This is a genomic window from Streptomyces ureilyticus (assembly GCF_011045025.1).
Lineage (GTDB): Bacteria > Actinomycetota > Actinomycetes > Streptomycetales > Streptomycetaceae > Streptomyces > Streptomyces ureilyticus.
On sequence record NZ_JAAKZX010000060.1, the window covers coordinates 27,895 to 47,648 of the forward strand.

General features: G+C 70.0%; 20 protein-coding genes and 1 pseudogene. 11 read left to right on the forward strand and 10 right to left on the reverse strand.

Annotated features, from left to right (window positions below; translation table 11 throughout):
• Nucleotides 1-13: 13 nt before the first annotated feature.
• Nucleotides 14-1,390, reverse strand: a complete 1,377-nt coding sequence (locus G6048_RS20160; RefSeq protein WP_165340959.1) for a cytochrome P450 — start codon at nt 1,388-1,390, stop codon at nt 14-16.
• 303 nt (nt 1,391-1,693) lie between these two features.
• Here G6048_RS20160 and G6048_RS20165 point away from each other — a divergent pair, with 303 nt between their 5' ends.
• From G6048_RS20165 to G6048_RS20185, 5 genes are read left to right on the forward strand one after another with little or no spacing between them, the layout of a single operon-like run.
• Entirely contained in the window at nt 1,694-3,373 is a 1,680-nt protein-coding gene (locus G6048_RS20165) for an ATP-binding protein (RefSeq protein WP_165340960.1), read from the forward strand.
• Entirely contained in the window at nt 3,370-3,780 is a 411-nt protein-coding gene (locus G6048_RS20170) for a roadblock/LC7 domain-containing protein (RefSeq protein ID WP_165340961.1), read from the forward strand. The genes G6048_RS20165 and G6048_RS20170 overlap by 4 nt, the downstream gene beginning before the upstream one ends.
• On the forward strand, nt 3,777-4,151 hold the full coding sequence (locus G6048_RS20175; protein WP_165340962.1) for a DUF742 domain-containing protein: 375 nt from the start codon (nt 3,777-3,779) through the stop codon (nt 4,149-4,151). The genes G6048_RS20170 and G6048_RS20175 overlap by 4 nt, the downstream gene beginning before the upstream one ends.
• Nucleotides 4,132-4,752 carry a GTP-binding protein gene (locus tag G6048_RS20180; RefSeq protein WP_165340963.1) on the forward strand — a complete coding sequence of 207 codons (621 nt, stop codon included), beginning with the start codon at nt 4,132-4,134 and terminating at the stop codon, nt 4,750-4,752. Before G6048_RS20175 ends, G6048_RS20180 begins: the two co-directional genes overlap by 20 nt.
• Nucleotides 4,749-5,987, forward strand: coding sequence for a cytochrome P450 (locus tag G6048_RS20185; RefSeq protein ID WP_165340964.1), 1,239 nt, complete (start codon nt 4,749-4,751; stop codon nt 5,985-5,987). The genes G6048_RS20180 and G6048_RS20185 overlap by 4 nt, the downstream gene beginning before the upstream one ends.
• Nucleotides 5,988-6,079: 92 nt before the next feature.
• Here G6048_RS20185 and G6048_RS20190 read toward each other — a convergent pair whose 3' ends face one another.
• Entirely contained in the window at nt 6,080-7,111 is a 1,032-nt protein-coding gene (locus G6048_RS20190) for a 7-epi-alpha-eudesmol synthase (protein ID WP_165340965.1), read from the reverse strand.
• 344 nt (nt 7,112-7,455) lie between these two features.
• On the opposite strand from G6048_RS20190, the gene G6048_RS20195 reads away from it, so the two are divergent.
• Nucleotides 7,456-7,851, forward strand: a complete 396-nt coding sequence (locus tag G6048_RS20195; RefSeq protein WP_165340966.1) for a VOC family protein — start codon at nt 7,456-7,458, stop codon at nt 7,849-7,851.
• A gap of 33 nt (nt 7,852-7,884) precedes the next feature.
• Here G6048_RS20195 and G6048_RS20200 read toward each other — a convergent pair whose 3' ends face one another.
• The 3 genes from G6048_RS20200 to G6048_RS20210 form a co-directional block, all read right to left on the reverse strand.
• Complete coding sequence (locus tag G6048_RS20200) at nt 7,885-8,346, reverse strand: peroxiredoxin (RefSeq protein WP_165340967.1); 462 nt, start codon at nt 8,344-8,346, stop codon at nt 7,885-7,887.
• Nucleotides 8,347-8,417: 71 nt separating this feature from the next.
• A complete protein-coding gene (locus G6048_RS20205) occupies nt 8,418-8,726 on the reverse strand; it encodes a DUF4235 domain-containing protein (RefSeq protein ID WP_165340968.1) in 309 nt (102 codons plus the stop codon).
• Nucleotides 8,727-8,791: 65 nt separating this feature from the next.
• Complete coding sequence (locus G6048_RS20210) at nt 8,792-9,817, reverse strand: glutathione S-transferase family protein (RefSeq protein WP_165340969.1); 1,026 nt, start codon at nt 9,815-9,817, stop codon at nt 8,792-8,794.
• Nucleotides 9,818-9,961: 144 nt separating this feature from the next.
• Between G6048_RS20210 and G6048_RS20215 the strand changes: the two genes are divergently transcribed.
• Nucleotides 9,962-10,897 (forward strand): cation diffusion facilitator family transporter, encoded by a 936-nt coding sequence (locus G6048_RS20215; protein WP_165340970.1) that lies wholly within the window; start codon nt 9,962-9,964, stop codon nt 10,895-10,897.
• Nucleotides 10,898-11,049: 152 nt separating this feature from the next.
• On the opposite strand, the gene G6048_RS20220 is transcribed toward G6048_RS20215, so the two are convergent.
• Both G6048_RS20220 and G6048_RS20225 read right to left on the reverse strand, forming a co-directional pair.
• Nucleotides 11,050-11,499: a nitroreductase family deazaflavin-dependent oxidoreductase gene (locus tag G6048_RS20220; RefSeq protein ID WP_165340971.1), complete on the reverse strand. Its 450-nt coding sequence runs from the start codon at nt 11,497-11,499 to the stop codon at nt 11,050-11,052.
• A 47-nt stretch (nt 11,500-11,546) separates the two neighbouring features.
• Nucleotides 11,547-13,007, reverse strand: a complete 1,461-nt coding sequence (locus tag G6048_RS20225; RefSeq protein WP_165340972.1) for an aldehyde dehydrogenase family protein — start codon at nt 13,005-13,007, stop codon at nt 11,547-11,549.
• 198 nt (nt 13,008-13,205) lie between these two features.
• Here G6048_RS20225 and G6048_RS20230 point away from each other — a divergent pair, with 198 nt between their 5' ends.
• Nucleotides 13,206-13,712: a flavoprotein gene (locus G6048_RS20230; RefSeq protein ID WP_328826456.1), complete on the forward strand. Its 507-nt coding sequence runs from the start codon at nt 13,206-13,208 to the stop codon at nt 13,710-13,712.
• Here the strand turns inward: G6048_RS20230 and G6048_RS20235 are convergent.
• On the reverse strand, nt 13,697-14,545 hold the full coding sequence (locus tag G6048_RS20235; RefSeq protein WP_165340974.1) for an endo alpha-1,4 polygalactosaminidase: 849 nt from the start codon (nt 14,543-14,545) through the stop codon (nt 13,697-13,699). The two genes, G6048_RS20230 and G6048_RS20235, sit on opposite strands and share 16 nt — an antisense overlap.
• Nucleotides 14,546-14,691: 146 nt before the next feature.
• Here G6048_RS20235 and G6048_RS20240 point away from each other — a divergent pair, with 146 nt between their 5' ends.
• Both G6048_RS20240 and G6048_RS20245 read left to right on the forward strand, forming a co-directional pair.
• On the forward strand, nt 14,692-15,708 hold the full coding sequence (locus tag G6048_RS20240; protein WP_165340975.1) for a hydroxyacid dehydrogenase: 1,017 nt from the start codon (nt 14,692-14,694) through the stop codon (nt 15,706-15,708).
• A gap of 10 nt (nt 15,709-15,718) precedes the next feature.
• Nucleotides 15,719-16,366 (forward strand): HAD-IA family hydrolase, encoded by a 648-nt coding sequence (locus G6048_RS20245; protein WP_165340976.1) that lies wholly within the window; start codon nt 15,719-15,721, stop codon nt 16,364-16,366.
• Between the two features lie 60 nt (nt 16,367-16,426).
• On the opposite strand, the gene G6048_RS20250 is transcribed toward G6048_RS20245, so the two are convergent.
• Nucleotides 16,427-17,257 (reverse strand): phytanoyl-CoA dioxygenase family protein, encoded by an 831-nt coding sequence (locus G6048_RS20250; protein ID WP_165340977.1) that lies wholly within the window; start codon nt 17,255-17,257, stop codon nt 16,427-16,429.
• Between the two features lie 62 nt (nt 17,258-17,319).
• Between G6048_RS20250 and G6048_RS20255 the strand changes: the two genes are divergently transcribed.
• Nucleotides 17,320-18,243, forward strand: a complete 924-nt coding sequence (locus tag G6048_RS20255) for a helix-turn-helix domain-containing protein (protein WP_165340978.1) — start codon at nt 17,320-17,322, stop codon at nt 18,241-18,243.
• A gap of 1,364 nt (nt 18,244-19,607) precedes the next feature.
• On the opposite strand, the pseudogene G6048_RS20260 reads toward G6048_RS20255, so the two are convergent.
• Nucleotides 19,608-19,754, reverse strand: a pseudogene (locus G6048_RS20260) (nitronate monooxygenase); the annotation flags it as partial.

The window sequence follows — 19,754 nt, forward strand, 5'->3', positions numbered from 1 at the left end:
CACGTTCACGTCATCACGCCGGCTGCTCCCCCTTCCGCCCGACGCGTTCGCGGGGCCGGGCCGTCATCTTCAGGGTGCTGGGCCGTACGGTGGCGCGGGCCACGGGGTGGATGCTCTGGCCGGGGGCGAGGCTGAGGCACCAGGCCCGGGTGATGGTCGCGATCGCGGTGGTGATCTCGGCCTGGGCGAAGCGGTCGCCGATGCACTTGTGCTTGCCCGCGCCGAAGGGGAGGAACGCTCCGTCGGCGAGCTGCGCCTGATTCTCGTCCAGCCAGCGGTCGGGGTCGAAGCGCAGGGGGTCGGGGAAGAGTGCGGGGTCGCGGTGCAGTGCGTGCTGACAGTAGGCGAGTTCGGTGTCGGCCGGGATCTCCCACTGGCCGAGACGGGTCGGCTTCAGGGTGCGGCGCGTGACGAGCCAGCCGGTGTGGTGCAGGCGGAGGGCTTCGGTGATGACGCGGCCCAGGTAGGGGAGTTGGGTGAGATCGTCGAAGGCGACCGGCCGTTCGCCGAGCACCTCGTCCAGTTCGGTCTGGACACGCTCGTCGATCGCGGGATTGCGCACGAGTTCGTACAGCACCCAGGACAGTACGGACGCGGTGGTCTCCGTACCGGCCACCGCCAGCGTCAGGACCTCCGAGCAGATCTGGTGAGCCGTCAGCGGCTGTCCGGTCTGCTCGTCCTCCGCCCGTAGCAGCAGGGACAGCATGTCGTCGGTGTCGCGGCCGGACGCCCGCAGTGTGTCCACCGCCTCGCCGATGGTGGCCCGCACGGCGTCGCGGGCGGCGGTGAAGCGCCGGTTGGCGGGCAGCGGCAGTTTCTCCGCCCAGTCCGGCAGCATGATGCGGGTGCCGACGCCGTTCATGACCACCGACAGATCACGGCGCAGTCGGTGGAAGGCCGCCTCGTCGATGCTGGAGGAGAACACGGTCGCGGAGAGCATGTCGAGGGAGAGTTTGACCATCACCTCGCGTACGTCCAGGACCTGACCGGGGCGCCAGTGGGCCATGGTGGTGGTGACCTGCTCGCGCATGAGGTCGACATACCGGGTGATCTCGGTGTGGCGGAAGGCCGGCTGGAGCTGGCGGCGCTTGCGGACGTGTTCGGTGCCGGCGGCGGTGACCACGCTGTCGCCGAGCAACTGGCCCATCTTCTCGAAGAACCGGCCCTTGTCCAGGGTGGGAGCGACATCGACGAGCATCGTGCGGATCAAGGCCGGGTCGTTGACGACGAGGGTCGGCTGCTGGGGCTGGAGGCGGATCTCGACGAGAGGGCCGTACGCACGCAGTGAGGCGATGAACGAGAGGTTGTCGCGCATGAGCGGTATCGCGTGGCCGAGCAGCGGGAGCGAGCCCGCCGCCTTTGGTATGGGGGAAGGCGCTGCGATGGTCACGAGCTGGTCCCTTCGCGGAAGTTGTGCGTGATCACTTCCCTTCTCGGCACTCCGGGCAATCCCGTCATCCGCGTGGTATCGGCCACTGCCGTGTGCCCTGATCCGGACGCGAGCTTGGCCGGGAGGTTGATCCTGACGAGATCAAACCCGATAAGGTTCCATGTGGCGCGGCGAGTTGACTCCGTAGCACTCTGTTGTCGCTCGCCGCTCACGCATGCCGCCGCGTGGTCGACCGCCGCGCGTCGAGTGCGTCCCCGAGCTTCTCCACCCCCCTGTTCGACCATGTTGCTTCGAAGGATGCAGATGGAACTTGCCACTCCGCCACCGGCGGCGCGGGCTCCGGTCTCCTGGTACAGCTGGTGGCTGCTGCCCCTGTCCCTGGGCGCCGGAACCGTGGTCGCCGCCGTCGCGGGATCCGATCAGTCCCGTATACCTTCGATCGTCGCCGGTGCGCTGGTGACGACGGCAAGTGCGTTCTGTGTACGTTTACTTGTCCGCTCGCAGCGCCAACTGCGCAGCAGCGCGGGCGAGTTCCGGAACGCACAGGCCGAGCACGCCCAGCAGTGGCAGCAGCATGTGGCAGGCCTGGAGCGGAAGTACGCCGCCGAGCGCTCGGTCTTCGACGCCCAACTCGCCGAGCAGGCCCAGGCGTACGAGGCACGGATCGCCGAGCAGGCCCGGGCCTGGCAGGAGCAGCTGGACCGGCAGCAGGCCGCCGTCGCGCTGCTCGCCGACGAGCAGCTGCCCGACGCGCTGAAGCGGCTGCGGGCCGGTGAGGCCATCGACGATGTGCTGCCCACGGTCAACCAGTGCGCTGAGGTCAGCCCTGATCTGCGGGCCGAGCTGCGCAAGATCCTGCGGACCGCGCTGATCGGCGTGGAGGAGGAGTTCAACCGCTCCACCTCCGCCGAGGCTGCCGTCATCAGCGTCGGCAGCCGTATCCACGTCCTCACCAGCAAACTGCGCGGCCGGCTGCACGAGATGCAGGGCGAGCACGGCAGGCTGCCCGCCGTGGCCCAGGGACTGATGGAACTCGACCAGGAGATCGGCCCCGCCGACTGTCTCGCCGCGAGCATCGGCGTACTCGGCGGCTCGGACCGGCCCGGCCGGCAATGGCAGGAACCGCAGCGGCTGCTCAGCGTGGTCCGCGGCGGCATCGGCCGGATCAAGGACTTCGACCGGATCCAGGTCCGTCATCTGCCCGAACTCGGCGTCGACGGCGGCCTGGTGGACCACCTCACGCTGATCTTCGCCCACCTCCTGGACAACGCCGCGCGGTACTCGCCGCCCACCGAGCCCGTCGTCGTCTCCGGCAAGGAGGTCCCGAACGGCGTCGGCATCGAGATCCAGGACTCCGGCAAGGGCCTCAACGAGGAGAAGAAGCAGGAGGCGCTCCAGGCGCTCGCGGGCGAAGCGGCGGGCCCCGGTCTCGGCGGTGTGTCCGAGGACGCCCACCTCGGGCTGCGTGTCGTGGGCGCGCTCGCCCGCCGCTACGGCATCAGGGTCACCTTCGCGGACTCGCCCTGGCTCGGCACCTCGGTCGTCGTGGTCGTACCGCACAAGTACTTCAGCCCGCTGCCCGCCGCCGTCACGACTCCGGCTCCGGCCCAGGCCGCGCAGGTCTCCGCCACGCCCACGGCGCCGAGCACCGAGGCCGAGCCCGCGCACGCACCCTCCGAAGAAAACGGGGATACCGGGATAGCCGTGGACACCACGCCCGGCGGTCTGCCCAGGCGCCGCAGGCGCGCGGATTCGGGGACGGAACCGGGACGGCCGAAACCGGTCGTACGCGACGCGGCCGCGACGTCTGCGGACACGGCCTCGCACGCCGTGCCACCGGACGCGTCCTTCGCCGGCCTGGCCGCCTTCGCCACGGCCGGACGCGAGCCGACCGACGGACCCGGGGCCCCGGCGGGACATGAGTCCGCCGCGGGACATGAGTCCACCGAGCACAGCACTGAAGAGAGCGACGAGTCCACATGACGCAACAGGGAACCGACGTGAGCTGGGCGCTGCGCGATCTGGTCGAGAGCATCAAGGAGATCCGCTTCGCCCTGGTGGCCTCCAGCGACGGCAAGGCCATCACCTCCTACGGCGCCGACGACCCCGACGACGTGGACCGGTTCGCCGCCGTGGTCGCGGGACTGCAGGCGCTGGCCCAGCCGGTGGCCGAGCAGTTCCCGCAGTACGCCGGGCAGTTGCGCCTCGCGATGATCGAGGTCGACGGCGGCCATCTCTTCGTGGTGCGGGCCGGCGTGGAGACGTACCTCGGAGTCCTCGCCAGGGAAGGCCTCGACCAGGGCCTGCTCGGCCATCAGATGAGGGATCTGGCCCGCAGGATGGGTGAGCTCCTCGGAACCACGCCGCGCCTGGAGGAGCACTCTGGATGAGTGGTCCCAGCCGACCTCTGAACCCGTCCGGTCTGGAGCGCTACTACGTCCTCACGGGCGGCCGCAGCGGACCGGGCGGCGGTTCGGCGTCGAGTCTCGACGTGGCGACCCTCATCATCTCCCGTGCCGCCGCCGTCCCCGGTATGCAGCACGAACACGAGGAGATCCTCCGGCGCTGCCGCGATCCGCTGTCCGTCGCCGAACTCGGCGCCCACCTCGGATTGCCGTTCAACATTCTCGCGGTGCTCCTGGCCGATCTGCTGGACGCAGGCCGTATCGAAGCCCGTGATCCCATCCCGGCGTCCGGCGCCGGTCGCGGGCCCGACCTCGCGCTCCTTGAGGAGGTACTCAGTGGACTTGAAAGGCTTTGACCATCCCGGCCGGCCGACGGCCGACGGCACCCTGCCGGCCGGCGCCCGCTCGGTGAAGGTGATGATCGCCGGAGGATTCGGCACCGGGAAGACGACCATGGTCCGCTCGGTCAGCGACATCAAGCCGCTCACCACCGAGGAGACCCTGACCCAGGCCAGTGCCGACGTCGACAACCTCATCGGGGTGGCGGACAAGCAGGAGACCACCGTCAGCCTCGACTTCGGCAAGATCGGCATCAACGAGCAGCTGGTGCTGTACCTGTTCGGGACGCCCGGCCAGGAGCGGTTCTGGTTCCTGTGGAACGGCCTGTTCAAGGGCGCGCTCGGCGCGGTCGTCCTGGTCGACACCCGGCGGCTGGACTCCAGCTTCCGGGCCATCGAGGAGATGGAGCGGCAGAACGTCCCCTTCGTCATCGCCCTCAACGTGTTCCCCGACTCCAAGGAGCACCCGATCGACGAGATCCGGGACGCCCTGGACATCTCCCCGCACACCCCGGTCGTGGCCTGCGACGCCCGCGACCGGGCCTCCAGCCGTGACGTACTCATCGCCCTGATACGTCACCTCAAGGAACGCTCCGCCGTCGCTCTGGAGTCCCGATGACCGACCAGCCCGATGCCCCGAACGGCTGCCCCGTCGCCCACGGCGGCGGCGACCTCACCCGCCTCTACGGGCCCGAGGCGGCCATCGACCCACACGGCATCTACGCCCGGCTGCGCAAGGAACACGGGCCCGTCGCGCCGATCCTGCTCGAGGGCGACGTACCCGCATGGCTGGTGCTCGGCTACCGGGAGAACCGGCGGGTGCTCGACAACCCCCGCCAGTTCACCCGCGATTCGCGGATCTGGCGGGACTGGACCGAGGGCCGCGTCGACAACGCCTCGCCGCTGATGCAGATGGTGGGCTGGCGCCCCGACTGCGTCTCCCAGGACGGCGAACCGCACCGCAGGCTGCGCGGCGCCGTCACCGACAACCTCCAAGCCGTGACCGGCCGCGGCATCCGCCGCCATGTCACACACTTCGCGAACAAGCAGATCGACGCCTTCGCGGACGCGGGCAGCGCCGACCTCGTGGCCGATTTCGCCGAGTACCTCCCCATGCTCGTACTGACCAGGGTGTTCGGCCTCCCACAGGGCGAGGGACGCACCCTCGCCGAATCCTGCGCCCAGGTGATCAAGGGCGGTGCGGAAGCCCTCGTCCACAACGACCGCATCGTGCGGATCCTCGGCGAACTCGCTGAGCGCAAGCGCCTGGAGCCGGGCTCCGACTTCACCACCGGGCTCATGGAACACCACGCCGATCTCGACGAGGACGAGGTCCTCAGTCACCTGCGGCTGGTGCTGATCGCCGCGCACACCACCACCAGCAACCTCCTCGCCAGGGTGCTGCAGCTGGTCCTCACCGACACCACCCGGCTCGCCGGCCTGGTCAGCGGGCAGCTGAACATCTCCGCCGTCGTCGAGGAGGTGATGTGGAACACCCCGCCGCTGACCGTTCTGCCCGGCCGGTTCGCCACCGCCGACCTCGAACTGGGCGGTCACCGCATCAGGGAGGGCGATCTGCTGGTGCTCGGCCTGAACGCGGGCAACGTCGACCCGGAGATCCGGCCCGACGTCGGCGTCTCCGTGCACGGCAACCAGTCGCATCTCGCGTTCAGTGGCGGCCCGCACGAGTGCCCCGGGCAGAACATCGGCCAGGCCATCATCGAGACGGCCGTCGACGTCCTGCTGCACCGACTGCCGGGCCTGCGCCTGGCGGTGGCACCCGAGGAGCTGACGTCGACAGCGTCCACGTGGGAGGCACGACTGGACCGGCTGCCGGTGGAGTTCGCCGCGTAGAAGTCCGTACGGCGGCTTGGGAATTGGTTCGGCCGGTCACCCGTGGGGGTGGCCGGCCGAAAGTTTTCGTACGTACCTGTAAGTGCTCTACTTCAGACCGTAAGCAGATCGTCCACCGACCCCCTCCCCGCCAACTCCGCGGCAGCCGCCGGGGTTTCCTTGTCCGCGGCGTACCGGCCCGAGGTCAGGGCCCACTCGTAGTTGCCGTTGATCCAGTGCTGGATGGCCTCGACGCCCATCCGCACCTGGTCCCGCTGTTCCTCGTCCAGACCGAGCTCGTCGCACATCTTCGGTACCTGGGCCTCGAGTTCGAGGTACTGGTCGAGGCAGTCCGTGGTCATCCGGACCGCCTCATCGGCCGCCTCCTCCCAGCTGCACCGGCGCTCCCGGTGCAGCACGGCTATCAGGTTGTGGCCGTCTCCTCTGCGTTTCTCGCGCTCGAAGGAGTGGATGTCGTTCATGAAGCCGATGGTGTCCGCGGCCAGATCCCGCATCCGGATCATCAGCGGATGGGCCTGCACCTGCGCCGGAACCTCGAAGCCGCGACTGCGCTCACCTGCGTCGATACTGTGGTGAATGCCGACCGTACGGCGGCGGAACTCGGCGTACTCCTCAAGACCGAGCGTGCCTTCCAGGCCGCGGGCCGCCAGGTCGACCTCCTCGGTGTGCGCCACGAGGAACCGTCCCCAGGAGGCCGCGAACCGCGTACGCCACGTCAGCGACATGCCCTCCGAAATGTGTGCCCAGACCTCCGCCCAGGCCACCGTGATCGGGCAGTCCACCCGGGGCGTGCTCCCCGCCGGGCGCAGCGGTGTGACGATGAGCTCGCGCGCCACCTCCGCTATACGGTCGGCGCGGTCCGGCCGGCCGGCGTCGAACTGGTCGTCGAAGAGGAAGGCCAGCGAGAACCAGTTCATGAGGACGACCATGTCCTCGGCCGAAGCATGCGGATACGTACGGGCCGCGGCCTGCGGCAGATCCCACGACTGGTACTCCTCGAAGCCCGCCTTGCTGCGGACCAGGCGACGGTCCCAGACCCAGCGCAGATGACGCGCCCGGGCGTACTCGAGATGCTCACTGATGGGGGTGGTGAAGGGGAGGTCGAATTTGACGTCCTGCGGCATTCGCATCCTCTCTTGGAGACGATTCACAGAGCCCCCCACCCTGCGAGCGAGCGATCGAAACCGATCTTCCGCCGACTCGAACTGCACTTCCCGAGACGAAAGTTGACTCGATATCGCTACGAGGCTGCCCTGATCGTAAATGATCTATGCCGTGACCTCCGTGACTTCACCGTGACCTTGGTTACTTCTTCCGGCGACTCCGGCGACTCCGGCGACCTTGGCGAAATGTCTACGCCGGGCGGAGGCGTCCTTTCGGGGACGGCTTGATTCCAGGTGGCGGGGTACCCGTGGACGACGGGCGGCGGCCGGGAACGCCGCCGCGTTCGGCCCCGTACGGAGGAGACATGGCACTCGTAGTGGCAGGCGTCGTGGTGCTGGACTGCGCCGAACCGGAGAAACTCGCCCTGTTCTACACGGAGTTGCTGGAGGCCGAGCAGACGGACGCGAGCGCGAACCGCGTGGAGATCAAAGGCGCCGACGGGACCCGGATGGCGTTCCGCCGGGACATGACGGCCACTCCGCCGAGTTGGCCGCGCCCCGAGAACTCCCTCCAGGTCCACCTGGACTTCCATGTGGAGGACCTCGACGAGGCGGAACGCAGGGTCGTCTCACTCGGCGGGCGGCCGCTGGAGACCAAGGAGGCTTCCGGCCCCTTCGAGGAGCGGGGGTACGCGGATCCGGCCGGCCACTCGTTCACCCTGCGCCGCATCACCCGCGACACGGCGCCCAAGTCGGGCTGAGCGCGGTCGAGTTCAGGGGCGGGGGCTCCGCGGTCAGGCTGAGCGCAGGACCGCCAGGGCGCGGTCGGCGTGTGCGCTCATCCGGAACTCGCTGCGCACCACCTCGAGTACCTTCCGGTCCTGGGAGATGACGAAGGTGACCCGCTTCGTGGGCGCCATCGTGAAACCGCGCTTCACACCGAACCGCTCCCGGATCGCGCCATCGGGGTCGGACAGCAGCGGAAACCCGAGCGTGTGCTTTCCGGCGAACTCCTGCTGCCGGTCCACCGGATCGCCGCTGATCCCCACCGGCCGGGCCCCGGCGGCGGCGAACTCGGCGGCCAGATCGCGGAAGTGGCACGCCTCGGCGGTGCAGCCCGGGGTGAGGGCGGCCGGGTAGAAGAAGAGGACGACGGGACCCTCGGCCAGGAGCTCGGAGAGCTTCCGGGACGTGCCGGTCTCGTCGGGCAGCGCGAAGTCCTCGACGGTGTCGCCCACTTCTGGCTGGTTGCTCACAGCTCGTTCTCCTGCCTGCCTGGCTTCCGGCCGTCGATCCGGAAGCCAACCTTACGCGACGGTAAGGCAGTTCAGTCCCGGCCTCCCTGTTCGCCGGACGGCCACACTCCGGTCCTGCGCTCGATGAACGCGGCACCCGTACGGTCCACGGCGCTGCGGACGACGGCGAAGATGGCCCCCTGGACGGCCGCGGCCAACAGGATCTCGCCCCAACCCCGCTCCTTGTCCAGCGCGTCGGGCGCGTCGTCCTCGTGCCGGATCGCCTTCCACGTCTTCTGGAAGGCCGTGGTGGCGAGGGTTCCGCTCGTCCAGCCGAGCAGGAAACCGAGGGGCTTGTAGGCGAGGGGCAGCTTCATCTTCTTCTGCTTGCTCTTCGGCATCGCTGACTCCTTGTGTCCTTATGCCTTTGTCTATTTGTCGTTGGTGATGATCCTGCACACGCGGGTCAGGGCCGCCCCGCTGCCGGGACCCGCTCACCTTCGGGCACGGGCCCCGGCGGGGTCCCGTCGCCGAACGGGCGGCCACCGAGTTCCTCACGGTGGTGCGGCGTCAGCCAGCCGGACAGATCGGGGCCGATGGGCACGATGCGGGTCGGGTTGATGCCCGTGTGGACCTGGTAGTAGTGCCGCTTGATGTGGTCGAAGTCGACGGTGTCGCCGAAGCCCGGCGTCTGGTAGAGATCGCGGACGTACGCCCACAGCACCTGGTCCTCGGTCAACTTCCAGCGGTTGCACTTGAAGTGGCCGTGGTAGACGGCGTCGAACCGGACCAGGGTGGTGAACAGCCGGATGTCCGCCTCCGTGATCGTGTCGCCGACCAGATAGCGCCGGTCGGCGAGCCGCGCCGACAGCAGCTCCAGCCGTCGGAAGAGCCGCTCACAGGCCGTCTCGTACTCCTCCTGGCCGGTGGCGAAGCCGGCCCGGTACACCCCGTTGTTGACGTCCTCGTACACCTCCTGCATGACCTCGTCTATCTCGTCGCGCAGCCGGGCCGGATACAAGTCGGGCGCTCCCTCCCGGTGCAGTTCCGTCCACTCGGTGGCCAGGTCCAGGGTGATCTGCTGGAAGTCGTTGGTGACCAGGCGGCCGCTGGGCACGTCCACGAGCGCGGGGACGCTGACGCCACCCGGGTAGTCAGGACTCCCTGGCTCCCGTGCGTCGTACGCCTCGCTGAGGAAGCGGATGCCGAGCACCGGGTCGCGGCCGTCCGGGTCCAGCGTGAAACGCCAGCTGCGGTCGTCCTGGAGGGGGTCGGCGATGGCCAGCGACAGGGCGTCCTCAAGGCCCAGCAGTCGCCGGGAGATCACCGCGCGGCCGGCCCAGGGGCAGGCGCGGCTGACGACCAGCCGGTACCGTCCGGCCTCGACCGGCCAGCCGTCCCGGGCGTCCGCCGTGACGCGGTCCGCGAAGTGGCTCTTGGACCGCTGGAACGACTTCCTGCCGTACGCGGTGTTGCTGTCGGTGTCGCTCATGGCTCCTGTCTCCTGTCCTTCCCCGGGGTGTGCGGACGTGCCGGGACCTGTCCTGATGACAGGAGTTCCCCGATTTCGCCGCTCACCTCGTGTGAGGGCGCGCGACTGGGGCAATCGGCCGAAGTGAGCCGTAAGCCGTTGACCATGTCGGACCGCAGGACCCGTGTCACCGTGCTGGTGGCGCTGGCCGCGAACGTCGTGATCGCCGTGGCCAAGACGGTGGGCGGCCTGATCGCAGGCTCACCCGCGCTGCTCTCGGAGGCGGCGCACTCCGTGGCCGACAGCATGAACGAGGTGTTCCTCCTCGCCGCCCTGCGCCGCAGCCGGCGTCGCGCCGACAGCCGCCATCCCTTCGGTTACGGCAAGGAACGCTTCTTCTGGTCGCTCCTGGCAGCCGTCGGCATCTTCGTGATGGGCGGCTGCTTCTCCTTCTTCCAGGCCTTCGAGGCGCTGCGCAGGGGAGCGGCGGAGTCGTACGACGGCTACGTGGCGGGGCTCGTCGTCCTCGGGGTCGCCCTCATCTCCGAGGGGATCTCCCTGCTGCGGGCCCTGCACCAGGTGCGCGTCCAGGGCGGCGCCGCCTCCGGGGCCCGTGACCCGGCACTGCGGACGGTCGTCGCCGAGGACGGCACCGCCGTGCTCGGTGTGTCCCTCGCGATCGCCGGGATGGCCCTCCACATGGCCACCGGCCAGGTCATCTGGGAGGCACTGGCCTCGTGCGCCATCGGGGCGCTGCTCGTGTACGTGGCGTACCGCCTGGGCCGCGACGCCCGCGACCAGCTGATCGGCAGGGCCGCGGACCCCGAGCAGAGCCACCGTATCCGGGCGCTGCTGCAGGCGCAGCCGGAGATCGACTCCGTGGAGTCCCTGCTGACGATGGAGCTGGGCCTGGACTCGACCCTGGTGGCCGCCAGGGTCGACTTGACCCCCGGCCTGGACAGCGAAGAGGTCGAACTGGTCGCCGAACGCATCAAGCGCACCGTGTCCTACACGATCCCGGAAGCCGACCAGATCTTCCTCGACATCACCGACGCACTGACCGCGAAGCGAACCGCCCGCCGCCAGCCGCGCGGCAGCTGACCTGTGCCTTCGCCCTCGCCCCGGACAGTGGGCGGCCCCGCCGCGACGGGGGAGCGCGGCGGGGCCTGAGGGTCGTGTGCCCGGCGCACGACGCTTCATGCCTTCGGGATCGAAGGAACCGGCTGGGCCTGCCGAGCACCGTGGCTACGGGATCAGTTGCCCTCGACCGGTTCCAGGACGAAGACCGGGATCTCGCGGTCGGTCTTCTCCTGGTAGTCGGCGTAGGGCGGGTAAGCCGCGACGGCGCGCTCCCACCACAGCGCCTTCTCCTCGCCGGTCACCTCGCGGGCCCTCATGTCCGTGCGGACCGTGCCGTCCTGGAGTTCCACGCGGGGGTCGGCCTTGACGTTGAAGTACCAGACCGGGTGCTTGGGGGCGCCGCCCAGGGAGGCGACGGCGGCGTACACGCCCTCGTGCTCCACGCGCATGAGGGGTGTCTTGCGGATCTTGCCGCTCTTGGCGCCTCGGGTGGTCAGCAGGATCACGGGCATGCCCGTGTCCATCAACGTCATCCCCTCGGTCCCGCCGGACCTTTCGATCAACTCCACCTGCTCACGTACCCAGCCGGTGGTGCTGGGCTCGTACTCGCCCTCAAGAGGCATGCTCGTTCCCATCGTCGTATGCGAAAGGTTCAGCGTATGCGAGCGGCTCAGAACGGGTAGTGCGCGTGCTGCGTCGCCAGTGTCACCCAGCGGGTGTTGCTGAACGCCTCGATGCCCCAGCGCCCGCCGAACCGGCCGTATCCGCTGGCCTTGAAGCCGCCGAAGGGAGCGTTCGGCTCGTCGGCGACGGACTGGTCGTTGACGTGCACGATGCCGGTACGGATCCGGCGGGCGACGTTCAGCCCGTGGGTGCCGTTCTCGGTGATGATGCCGCAGGTCAGTCCGTGCTCGGTGGCGTTGGCGAAGTCGACCGCCTCGTCGTCCGTGGCGAACGTGCTGATCACGGCGACCGGGCCGAAGGCCTCGCCGTGGTACAGCTCGGCGCTCTGCGGCAGGTCGGTGAGCACGGTCGCGGGGTGTACGGCACCTTCGGGAGCCGTGCCGCCGGTCAGTACGGTGGCGCCCTTGGCGACGGCGTCCTCGACCAGCGCAGCGACCCTGCGGGCGGCGTCCGGGGTGACCAGCGGGCCGACCACCGTGTGATCGATGGCCGGGTCACCGGCCGCGAGCGACTCGGTCTTCGCGACGAACTTGGCCGTGAACTCCTCGGCGAGGCTCTCGTGGACGAGGAGCCGGTCGGCCGACATGCAGATCTGGCCGGCGTTCATGAACACGGAGAAGACGGCGGCGTCGACCGCGTAGTCGACGTCGGCGTCCGCCAGCACGATCACGGAGTTCTTGCCGCCGAGTTCGAGGAGCGCGGGCTTGAGATAGCTGGCGGCGTGGACGCCGATGATGCGGCCGACTCCGGTGGACCCGGTGAAGTTGACGGACCGTACCCGCTCGTCGGCGATCAGGGCCTCGGCGACGGTGGCCGCGTCCTCGGGGGCGTTGGTGATCACGTTGAGTACGCCGTCGGGCAGGCCCGCGTCCCGCAGGACGTCCGCGACGAAGAGACCGCAGGAAAGCGGCGCGTCCTCGCTCGGCTTCAGCACCACGGTGTTGCCCGCGGCGAGCGGCGCGGCGACGGCACGGACGCCGAGGATGACCGGCGCGTTCCACGGCGAGAATGCCGCCACGACGCCGACGGGCTCCCGGACCGCGAGGCCGAGCGCGCCCTCCTTCTGTGCGCTCAGCACCTCGCCGCGCGGGGCGGTCACCGCGGCGGCGGCCTCGCGGAGCATGTTCGCGGCGAGGCCGACATTGAACATGGCCCAGGGCCGGGTCCCGCCGACCTCGCCCGCCATCGTCCGTACGGCGTCCTCGACACGGGCTTCCAGCAGGTCGGCCGCGTCGAGGAAGATCTTGCGGCGGAGCACCGGGCTGGTCGCGGCCCAGTCGGCGAACGCGGCATCCGCGGCGTCCACGGCCCGCGTGACATCCTCGACGCCGGCCGCGGCGACCGTGGCGTACACCTCGGAGCTGTACGGATTCACGTCCTCAGCGGTGCGGCCGGAGGCGGCGGGCTGGTCCTTGCCGCCGATCAGCAGATCACGATGGAGGGTCATGGGGGCTCTTCCCGTCATGCGTGGCAGGACGACCATGCCCACGCCCGGGGCTCAGCCGCTTGTCCGCCTGGTGAACGCTTCTTCGTTGAATGTTGGATTGAGTCTGCAACGTGACCCGGTCCCCGTCAATCAGTGATGTTGATCAGACGTCGATCAACATCATCACCGGATCCCCGGTCCGCTGAGTACGGTTTCCGAGTGACCGAACAGACCCGGAAACCCTTCCTCTACCTCATCGTGTGCGCCGCCCAAGTAGCCGAGAACGTCGGCGAGTTGATCACCCTGGCACAGGAGCGGGGCTGGGACGTCGGAGTCATCGCCACGCCACCCGCCACCGGCTTCTTCGACACCGCGGCGGTCGAGAAGCAGACCGGCCGGATGATCCGGTCCGCCTGGCGGTCTCCCGGCGATCCGCGGCCGTTTCCGGCCCCGGACGCCGTCCTCGTGGCGCCCGCGACGTTCAACACCCTCAACAAATGGGCCGCCGGAATCGCCGACACCCTGGCCCTCGGCACCCTGTGCGAGGCGTACGGCCTCGGTGTGCCGATCGCCGTACTGCCCAGCATAGGCGAGGCACTGACCGTCCACCCCGCGTACCAGGAGAGCCTTACGCGGCTGCGCGGGATGGGGGTCCGGTTCGGCGGACCGGGTGACGGCTTCCGCTGGGAGCAGGGCCTGGAACTGCTGACTCACTCGCGGACGTAGCCGGCGTCGCCCGGCGTCGACACCTCCACATCCCGGCGCACGATGCTCAGCCGCTCCCCGAAGCCCGAACGGGCCTTCTCCACACCACGGTCGGTGTACTCGATCACCACGACCCGGTCGTCGAAGGCCTTCGCGTACGCACCGCACTCGTCGTACGCGCCGCACTCCTCCGCCACCGCGAAGTCCAGCCCGGTACGGGACTTGAGGCCGGCCAGCTCCACGGTGTTCTTCTGCGCGACGGCCAGACCACGGGCGTGCGCGTGCGCGGAGAGCAACTTGATGAAGGACATGGCGTCGTCGGCGGTCAGCTGGCCGCGCGAACGGGTGTAGCTGTCGTAGTTGTCCGGCTCGACGGCGTCGTACCCCTTGGCCGCACAGTCGTCGACCCACTGGTTGACCCGGTCGGCGATACGCCCCCGTTTCGCCGGCGTCCCGATGTCGAGCAGCGCCTCGTCCCAGTCGGCGTCCACCACGACCTCGCCCTTCTTGTCACGAAGCAGCAGGTCGGCGGGCCAGTCGTCCCGGGCGTCCGGCTGGGCCTGGAAGGCGTTGACGTAACAGATGTTGTAGAGGCCCGGCGCGGGCTCCGCCGCGCGGTCGCGGGCGACGATACGGACGCCGGCCGGCGGGGTATAGGCACCGCCGATCTGGTAGTCGAAGCCGGCGTTGCGGGGCGGCAGTTGAACGGCTCCGGGCTTCGACGGTGCGGCGCTGCCGCCCGTGGCCCCGCCTGTCTCGCCGTTCTCTCCGGACCCCGACGTGCAGGCGGCCAGTGCCACGACGGCGACCAGGGCAACGGCAACGCGCTTGACGGTCATGCCCGTTCGGTCCATCGGGAGTCCTGCGCGCCTCGACACGCCAGGATCAAAGCCGCAGGGCGACGGGCGCGTCAAGTTGGCACAGGCGCGGCGCGGCGGCGAACGCGGTTACCGTTCCGGGAGGTCGCCGCCTTCCCCACCGTACGGATGCAAGGAGAGCCGTGAGTACCCCGGACAAACCGCTCGTGATCCTGCGCGCCGCCCCGCACCCCACCGACCGCATCTTCACGCCCGACGCCCTCGCCCGCCTGCGCGAACGCTTCACCGTCATCGAACCGGACTCCGAGCAAGCCCTCGACCAGGCCCTGCCCGAAGCCTTCGCCGTCGTCGGGCAGCCCGACCTGCCCGCCGAACGGCTCGCTCGCGCAGGGAAGTTGAGGGCCGTGCTCAACGTCGAGGGCAACTTCTACCCGCACGTCGACTACGACGCCTGCTTCGAGCGCGGTATCCACCTCCTCAACTGCGGTCCCGCATACGCCCAGGCCGTCGCCGAGTACGCACTCGGGCTCGCCCTCGACCTGGCGCGCGGCATCAGCCGCGAGGACCGGGCCTTCCGCGCCGGACGGGAGCGGTACGTGTCCGAGGGCAACGCCGACGCCGTACTGCTGCGGGGCTCCGACATCGGCCTGATCGGCTTCGGCCAGCTCGGCCGCGCCCTCCACCCGCTGCTGGCGGCCTTCCGTCCCACGCTGCGGGTGTACGACCCCTGGCTGCCGCCCGCCGTCCTGCGCGAGCAGGGGCTCGTGCCCGCCACGCTGGACGAGACCCTGACCCGCAGCCGGTTCGTGTTCGTGCTGGCCACTGTCACCGACGAGAGCCGCCATCTGCTCGGCGCGCGCGAACTGGACCTGTTGCCGGACGGTGCCCGGCTCGTGCTCATCAGCCGGGCACCCGTCGTCGACTTTCCGGCGCTCCTCGCGCGGGTCGCCGAAGGCCGGCTGCTGGCGGGCATCGACGTCTGGCCCGAGGAACCCGTCGCCGCCGACGACCCCGCCCGCACCCTGGAAGGGCTCGTGCTCTCCGCCCACCGGGCGGGCGGCATCCCGGAGGCGTTCTTGACCATCGGCGACATGGTGGTCGACGACCTGACCCTGATCGCCCGGGGCCTGCCGCCCGCCCGTATGCAGGTCGCCGCACGCGAACTCGTCGGCCGCTATCGCAACCGTCCCGTCAGCTGAAGGACCCCGCATGAAGATCCCCTGCCAAGGCCTGCTCTTCGACAACGACGGCGTTCTGGTCGACTCCGACGCGGGTGTCGACCAAGCGTGGAGCCGGTGGGCCCGGGAGCGTGGGCTGCCGGCTGAGGAGGTCACCGCGATGGTGCATGGGCGGCGTTCCGCCGACACCGTCGCGTTGCTCGTCGACGATCCGGCCGAGCGGGACGCTGCGCTCGGCCGGATCGATCGTTTGGAGATCGAGGCCGCCGGCCTCACGACCGCGCTGCCCGGTGCGCTCGACCTCCTTACGAGCCTGCCGCACGGGAGTTGGGCCGTCGTGACCTCGGGCGTCACCGCGCTCGCCCGGGCCCGGCTCGGTGCCGCGGGTCTGCCGGTGCCGCCCGTGCTCATCGCCGCGGATGACGTCGCCGGTGGCAAGCCGGCGCCGGACGGTTACCTCGCGGCGGCCGAGAAGCTCGGGCTTGATCCCGCGGAGGCCGTTGTCTTCGAGGACAGCGTCGCGGGGGCGAAGGCGGGGGCCGCGGCCGGCGCGTACGTCATCGGAGTCGGTTCGCGCGGTCTGGCCACCGAGGCCCGCGTAGTCGTGCCCGATCTGAGCGGCGTGACCTGGCAGGACGGAGTCCTGCACCTCACCGCTCCGCGGCTGTTGCGGTCTTGACGCGAGCAACCACCCACGCACCCACACCCGCCTAACCGCCGGAGGCACCCCGCGGAGCGTTCAGTGCGGGCCCGCCGCGAACTCCGTCCCGCACGGCCCCGCCCCCGCGGCCTCCCGCAGCGGAACCGGATCCCCGGTCATCGTCAGCGTGCGGTAGTGGCTCCCGATGCATTCGGAAGACCGCCCCACGTAGTGGGCGATGAACGACCGACGGAACCGCTCAGCGGAGCGATTCGGCTGCGAGCCATGGACCAGCGTGCCGTTGAAGAACAGAACGTCACCCGGCGACATGTCGACCGGCACGGCGGCGAGGCCGGGCGGCGGCGGTACATACTCCCGCGCGAACGACACGCCTTCGTCGGCCTCCTCCGGGCAGAACAGGTCCATCTTGTGCGTGCCGGGAACGACCTCCAGTCCGCCGTTCTCCCGGTCGATCACATCGCAGGCGATCCACGCGGCCACACAGGTGCCGGGCTCTACCCGGAGATAGAAGTTGTCCTGGTGGAGGGCCTGGCCCCGCGCGCCCGGCGGCTTGAAGTAGAACATGCTCTGTGCGGCCAGCACCTCCTCGCCGAAGAGGGTCTCCAGGACGCCGCGCAGCCGCGGTTCGAGGAGGAAACGCAGCGCCAGGTCGTTGATGCGGTGCGGATGCATCACACGGGGGTAGCTGTGCAGCGGATCGGCGGACCCCAGTGTCTCCGTCGCGCGCGGCTCGAAATGGCCGGGCACCGGACCGGCGGCGTGCAGGGCCGTGAACTCCGCGTTCAGCTCGGCGATCTCGTCCCGGCCGAACAGCCCGCGCAGCACCGTGAAGCCGTCCTCCTCGAACTGGCGGTGTCCGGCCTCGGGCAGGATGGGCTCATGGAAGGCTCCGATGTCCGTGACTGTCATGCGTCAACCCTTTCCGGCAGGCTCCGTCCCTCTCACGCTAGGCCGCCGCATCCTTCGGGAGGATGCCCGTGAACGCTGACGGGTTGCCCGAGCCTGCTGTCCCTGCCCCGCCACCGGGCCTCGTCACCGTCGGCCGTTTCGACGAACGGCCCGCCTACAGCGTCAACCGCCCGCACGGCGCGGACAGTTGGCTGTTCACCTGGACCACGGGCGGGCACGGACGGCTGAGCCAGGGCGGAGTCGAAGCGCGGGCGGGCGCGGGGGACCTGGTGGTCCTCGGACCGGACGTTCCCCATCGGTACGCGGTCGCGCCGGGCGCACGGCACTGGGCGTTCTGGTGGGTGCACTGCCAGGCCAGGGCGTCGTGGGCGGGCTGGCTGCGGCCGTACGCGCGCGGGGACCGGCTGTACGTCGTGACGCCGGCCCCCGACGGCGTCCACGACCGCGTGGAGTCGGCGTTCCGGCGGATGCTCGCCGACGCACGGTGGACGGGGCAGGGCGCGCCGCCCGGCCGGACCGCCACGCCGGTCGCCACCGCTGAAGCCGGCCAGGTCGCCGTCGCCCACGGAGCCGCCGCCCGCGAGCTCGCCCTCTGCTCCCTGGAGTCGGTCGTGCTCCTCACGGCCGCCACCGCGCGCACGGAGCCGCAGCGGTCCGGCATCGACGTACGGATCCGCCGTGCCGAGGCGCTGATCGCGGCGGACCCGGGCGCGCCGCACACCGTGGAGTCACTGGCCGCGGACGTCTCGCTGTCGCCCTCCCGGTTCGCGCACCTCTTCAGCCAGCAGCTCGGCCAGTCCCCGATGCGGGCCGTGCTCGCCGCCCGACTGCTGCACGCGGCCCGCCTCCTGGAGGCCACCGATCTGCCGGTGGAACGGGTGGCGGCGGCCTCCGGTTTCACCAGCCCGTACCACTTCAACCGCGTATTCCGGCAGCGTTACGGGACGCCTCCCGGCGCGTACCGGGCGGGACTCCGAGCCCCGTAGAAGATCCGATGCCCTGTGTTCCAGGACGGCAAATCGGCACATACTCCAGGTGACTTAGAGAAACGAAATTCGAATCACCTTGCGGCAAACTCTGGTTGACACTTTGAAACGCTTCAACCGCTCTCAAGCCGCTCTCCAACTACTCGGGCAGAAACGGGCATTGACTGGTTTGGCTTGTACGGGGCGGTGCGCTGTGGAAGGCTGCGATTGGCGGCGTGTGCCCATTCCATACCGAGAGGTATGGGCTGATTTCGGCGGGGTCTGCGGAGGAAAGAGCACGTGAACGAAGCGACGGACGAGCAACTGCTGGCTCGGCACTGGGCAGCGGTCCACTCGTACGCGCGACTGTGCACCAGCAGCACGCAGTACGCCGGAATGCTCACCACCGCCGCATTCACACGAACGTTCGGGGAATTCGGGCGGCGGCCCGGAGAGACCGTGGCGTGGCTGCCACGGCTGCTGGTCGCCGTGCGCGGTATCGCGGCGGAATGGGACGCGGACCACCGGCGCTCACAGCTCCACCCCGATCTCCACTCCGGGCCCGAGGACGGGGACCGCGCCTCGGTACGGCTTCTTCCGCCGGAGAACCGGCTCCTGGTGTCCCGCGCATTCAAGGAGCTGCCGGAGACGGCCCGCGGCATTCTGTGGCACGCGGAAGTCGAGGCGGAGGACCTCGCGATACCGGCCGAACTGCTCGGCCTGACCGCCGCCGACGCTCCCGCCCAACTGGAGCGGGCGCGTGAGCTCTTACGCACCGCCACGCTTGAGGCGCACACCGCACTCGCCCCCCGTGAGGAGTGCCGTCGCTACAACCGACTGCTGGAGGCGTCGGTCCGGCAAGGCAGCACCAAGACTTGCCGCGATCTGCTCCGGCACATGAACAAGTGCGGGTACTGCCGTTATGCGGCCGACCAATTGGACCAGACGGGCGGCCGGCGGCCGGTGCTGCTGGCCGAGGCGGTGCTCGGCTGGGGAGCACGGCCGTATCTCGATTCCCGGCCCGGCCGCCGTGCCCGCATTGAGAAGGCACAGGCGGGCCCCGTCGCGGCGGAGGCCCCCATGGGCCCGTTCGCGGAGAGGCCACCCAGGGACCCGTTCGTCGAGAGGCCATCCAGGGGCCCGATAGCGGAGAGGCCATCCAGGGGCCCAATCCCGGAGGAGCCGCCCACGGGTCCGTTCCCAGAGAAGCCGCCCACGGCCCCGCTCGCGGAGGAGGCCCCGACCGGCCCGGTCGTGTCCGTGACCTCGGGCGAATCCTGGACCGCCGAGCCCACGCATGAATCCTGGCCCACGGCGCCCGCAGACGAATCCTGGGCTACCGCCCCCGCGGACGAACCCTGGACCGCCGCTCCCGCGGACGTCGCCTACCACCACGAGCCCGGGATTCCAGCGATCCGGTTGATTCGGTCGACGGCCCGCTCGAAGCCGCGGGTGAGGTCGTCGAAGACGGCCTGGACACTGCGCTCGCTGTTCATCCGGCCGACGATCTGCCCGACGGGTGTGCCGAGCAG

Excerpts from the sequence above, each read along its gene's own strand:
- G6048_RS20165 (WP_165340960.1), top strand. The coding sequence starts at position 1,694 with ATGGAACTTGCCACTCCGCCACCGGCGGCGCGGGCTCCGGTCTCCTGG.
- G6048_RS20170 (WP_165340961.1), top strand. The coding sequence starts at position 3,370 with ATGACGCAACAGGGAACCGACGTGAGCTGGGCGCTGCGCGATCTGGTC.
- G6048_RS20175 (WP_165340962.1), top strand. The coding sequence starts at position 3,777 with ATGAGTGGTCCCAGCCGACCTCTGAACCCGTCCGGTCTGGAGCGCTAC.
- G6048_RS20185 (WP_165340964.1), top strand. The coding sequence starts at position 4,749 with ATGACCGACCAGCCCGATGCCCCGAACGGCTGCCCCGTCGCCCACGGC.
- G6048_RS20190 (WP_165340965.1), bottom strand. The coding sequence starts at position 7,111 with ATGCCGCAGGACGTCAAATTCGACCTCCCCTTCACCACCCCCATCAGT.
- G6048_RS20195 (WP_165340966.1), top strand. The coding sequence starts at position 7,456 with ATGGCACTCGTAGTGGCAGGCGTCGTGGTGCTGGACTGCGCCGAACCG.
- G6048_RS20205 (WP_165340968.1), bottom strand. The coding sequence starts at position 8,726 with ATGCCGAAGAGCAAGCAGAAGAAGATGAAGCTGCCCCTCGCCTACAAG.
- G6048_RS20210 (WP_165340969.1), bottom strand. The coding sequence starts at position 9,817 with ATGAGCGACACCGACAGCAACACCGCGTACGGCAGGAAGTCGTTCCAG.
- G6048_RS20215 (WP_165340970.1), top strand. The coding sequence starts at position 9,962 with ATGTCGGACCGCAGGACCCGTGTCACCGTGCTGGTGGCGCTGGCCGCG.
- G6048_RS20220 (WP_165340971.1), bottom strand. The coding sequence starts at position 11,499 with ATGCCTCTTGAGGGCGAGTACGAGCCCAGCACCACCGGCTGGGTACGT.
- G6048_RS20225 (WP_165340972.1), bottom strand. The coding sequence starts at position 13,007 with ATGACCCTCCATCGTGATCTGCTGATCGGCGGCAAGGACCAGCCCGCC.
- G6048_RS20235 (WP_165340974.1), bottom strand. The coding sequence starts at position 14,545 with ATGGACCGAACGGGCATGACCGTCAAGCGCGTTGCCGTTGCCCTGGTC.
- G6048_RS20245 (WP_165340976.1), top strand. The coding sequence starts at position 15,719 with ATGAAGATCCCCTGCCAAGGCCTGCTCTTCGACAACGACGGCGTTCTG.
- G6048_RS20250 (WP_165340977.1), bottom strand. The coding sequence starts at position 17,257 with ATGACAGTCACGGACATCGGAGCCTTCCATGAGCCCATCCTGCCCGAG.
- G6048_RS20255 (WP_165340978.1), top strand. The coding sequence starts at position 17,320 with ATGCCCGTGAACGCTGACGGGTTGCCCGAGCCTGCTGTCCCTGCCCCG.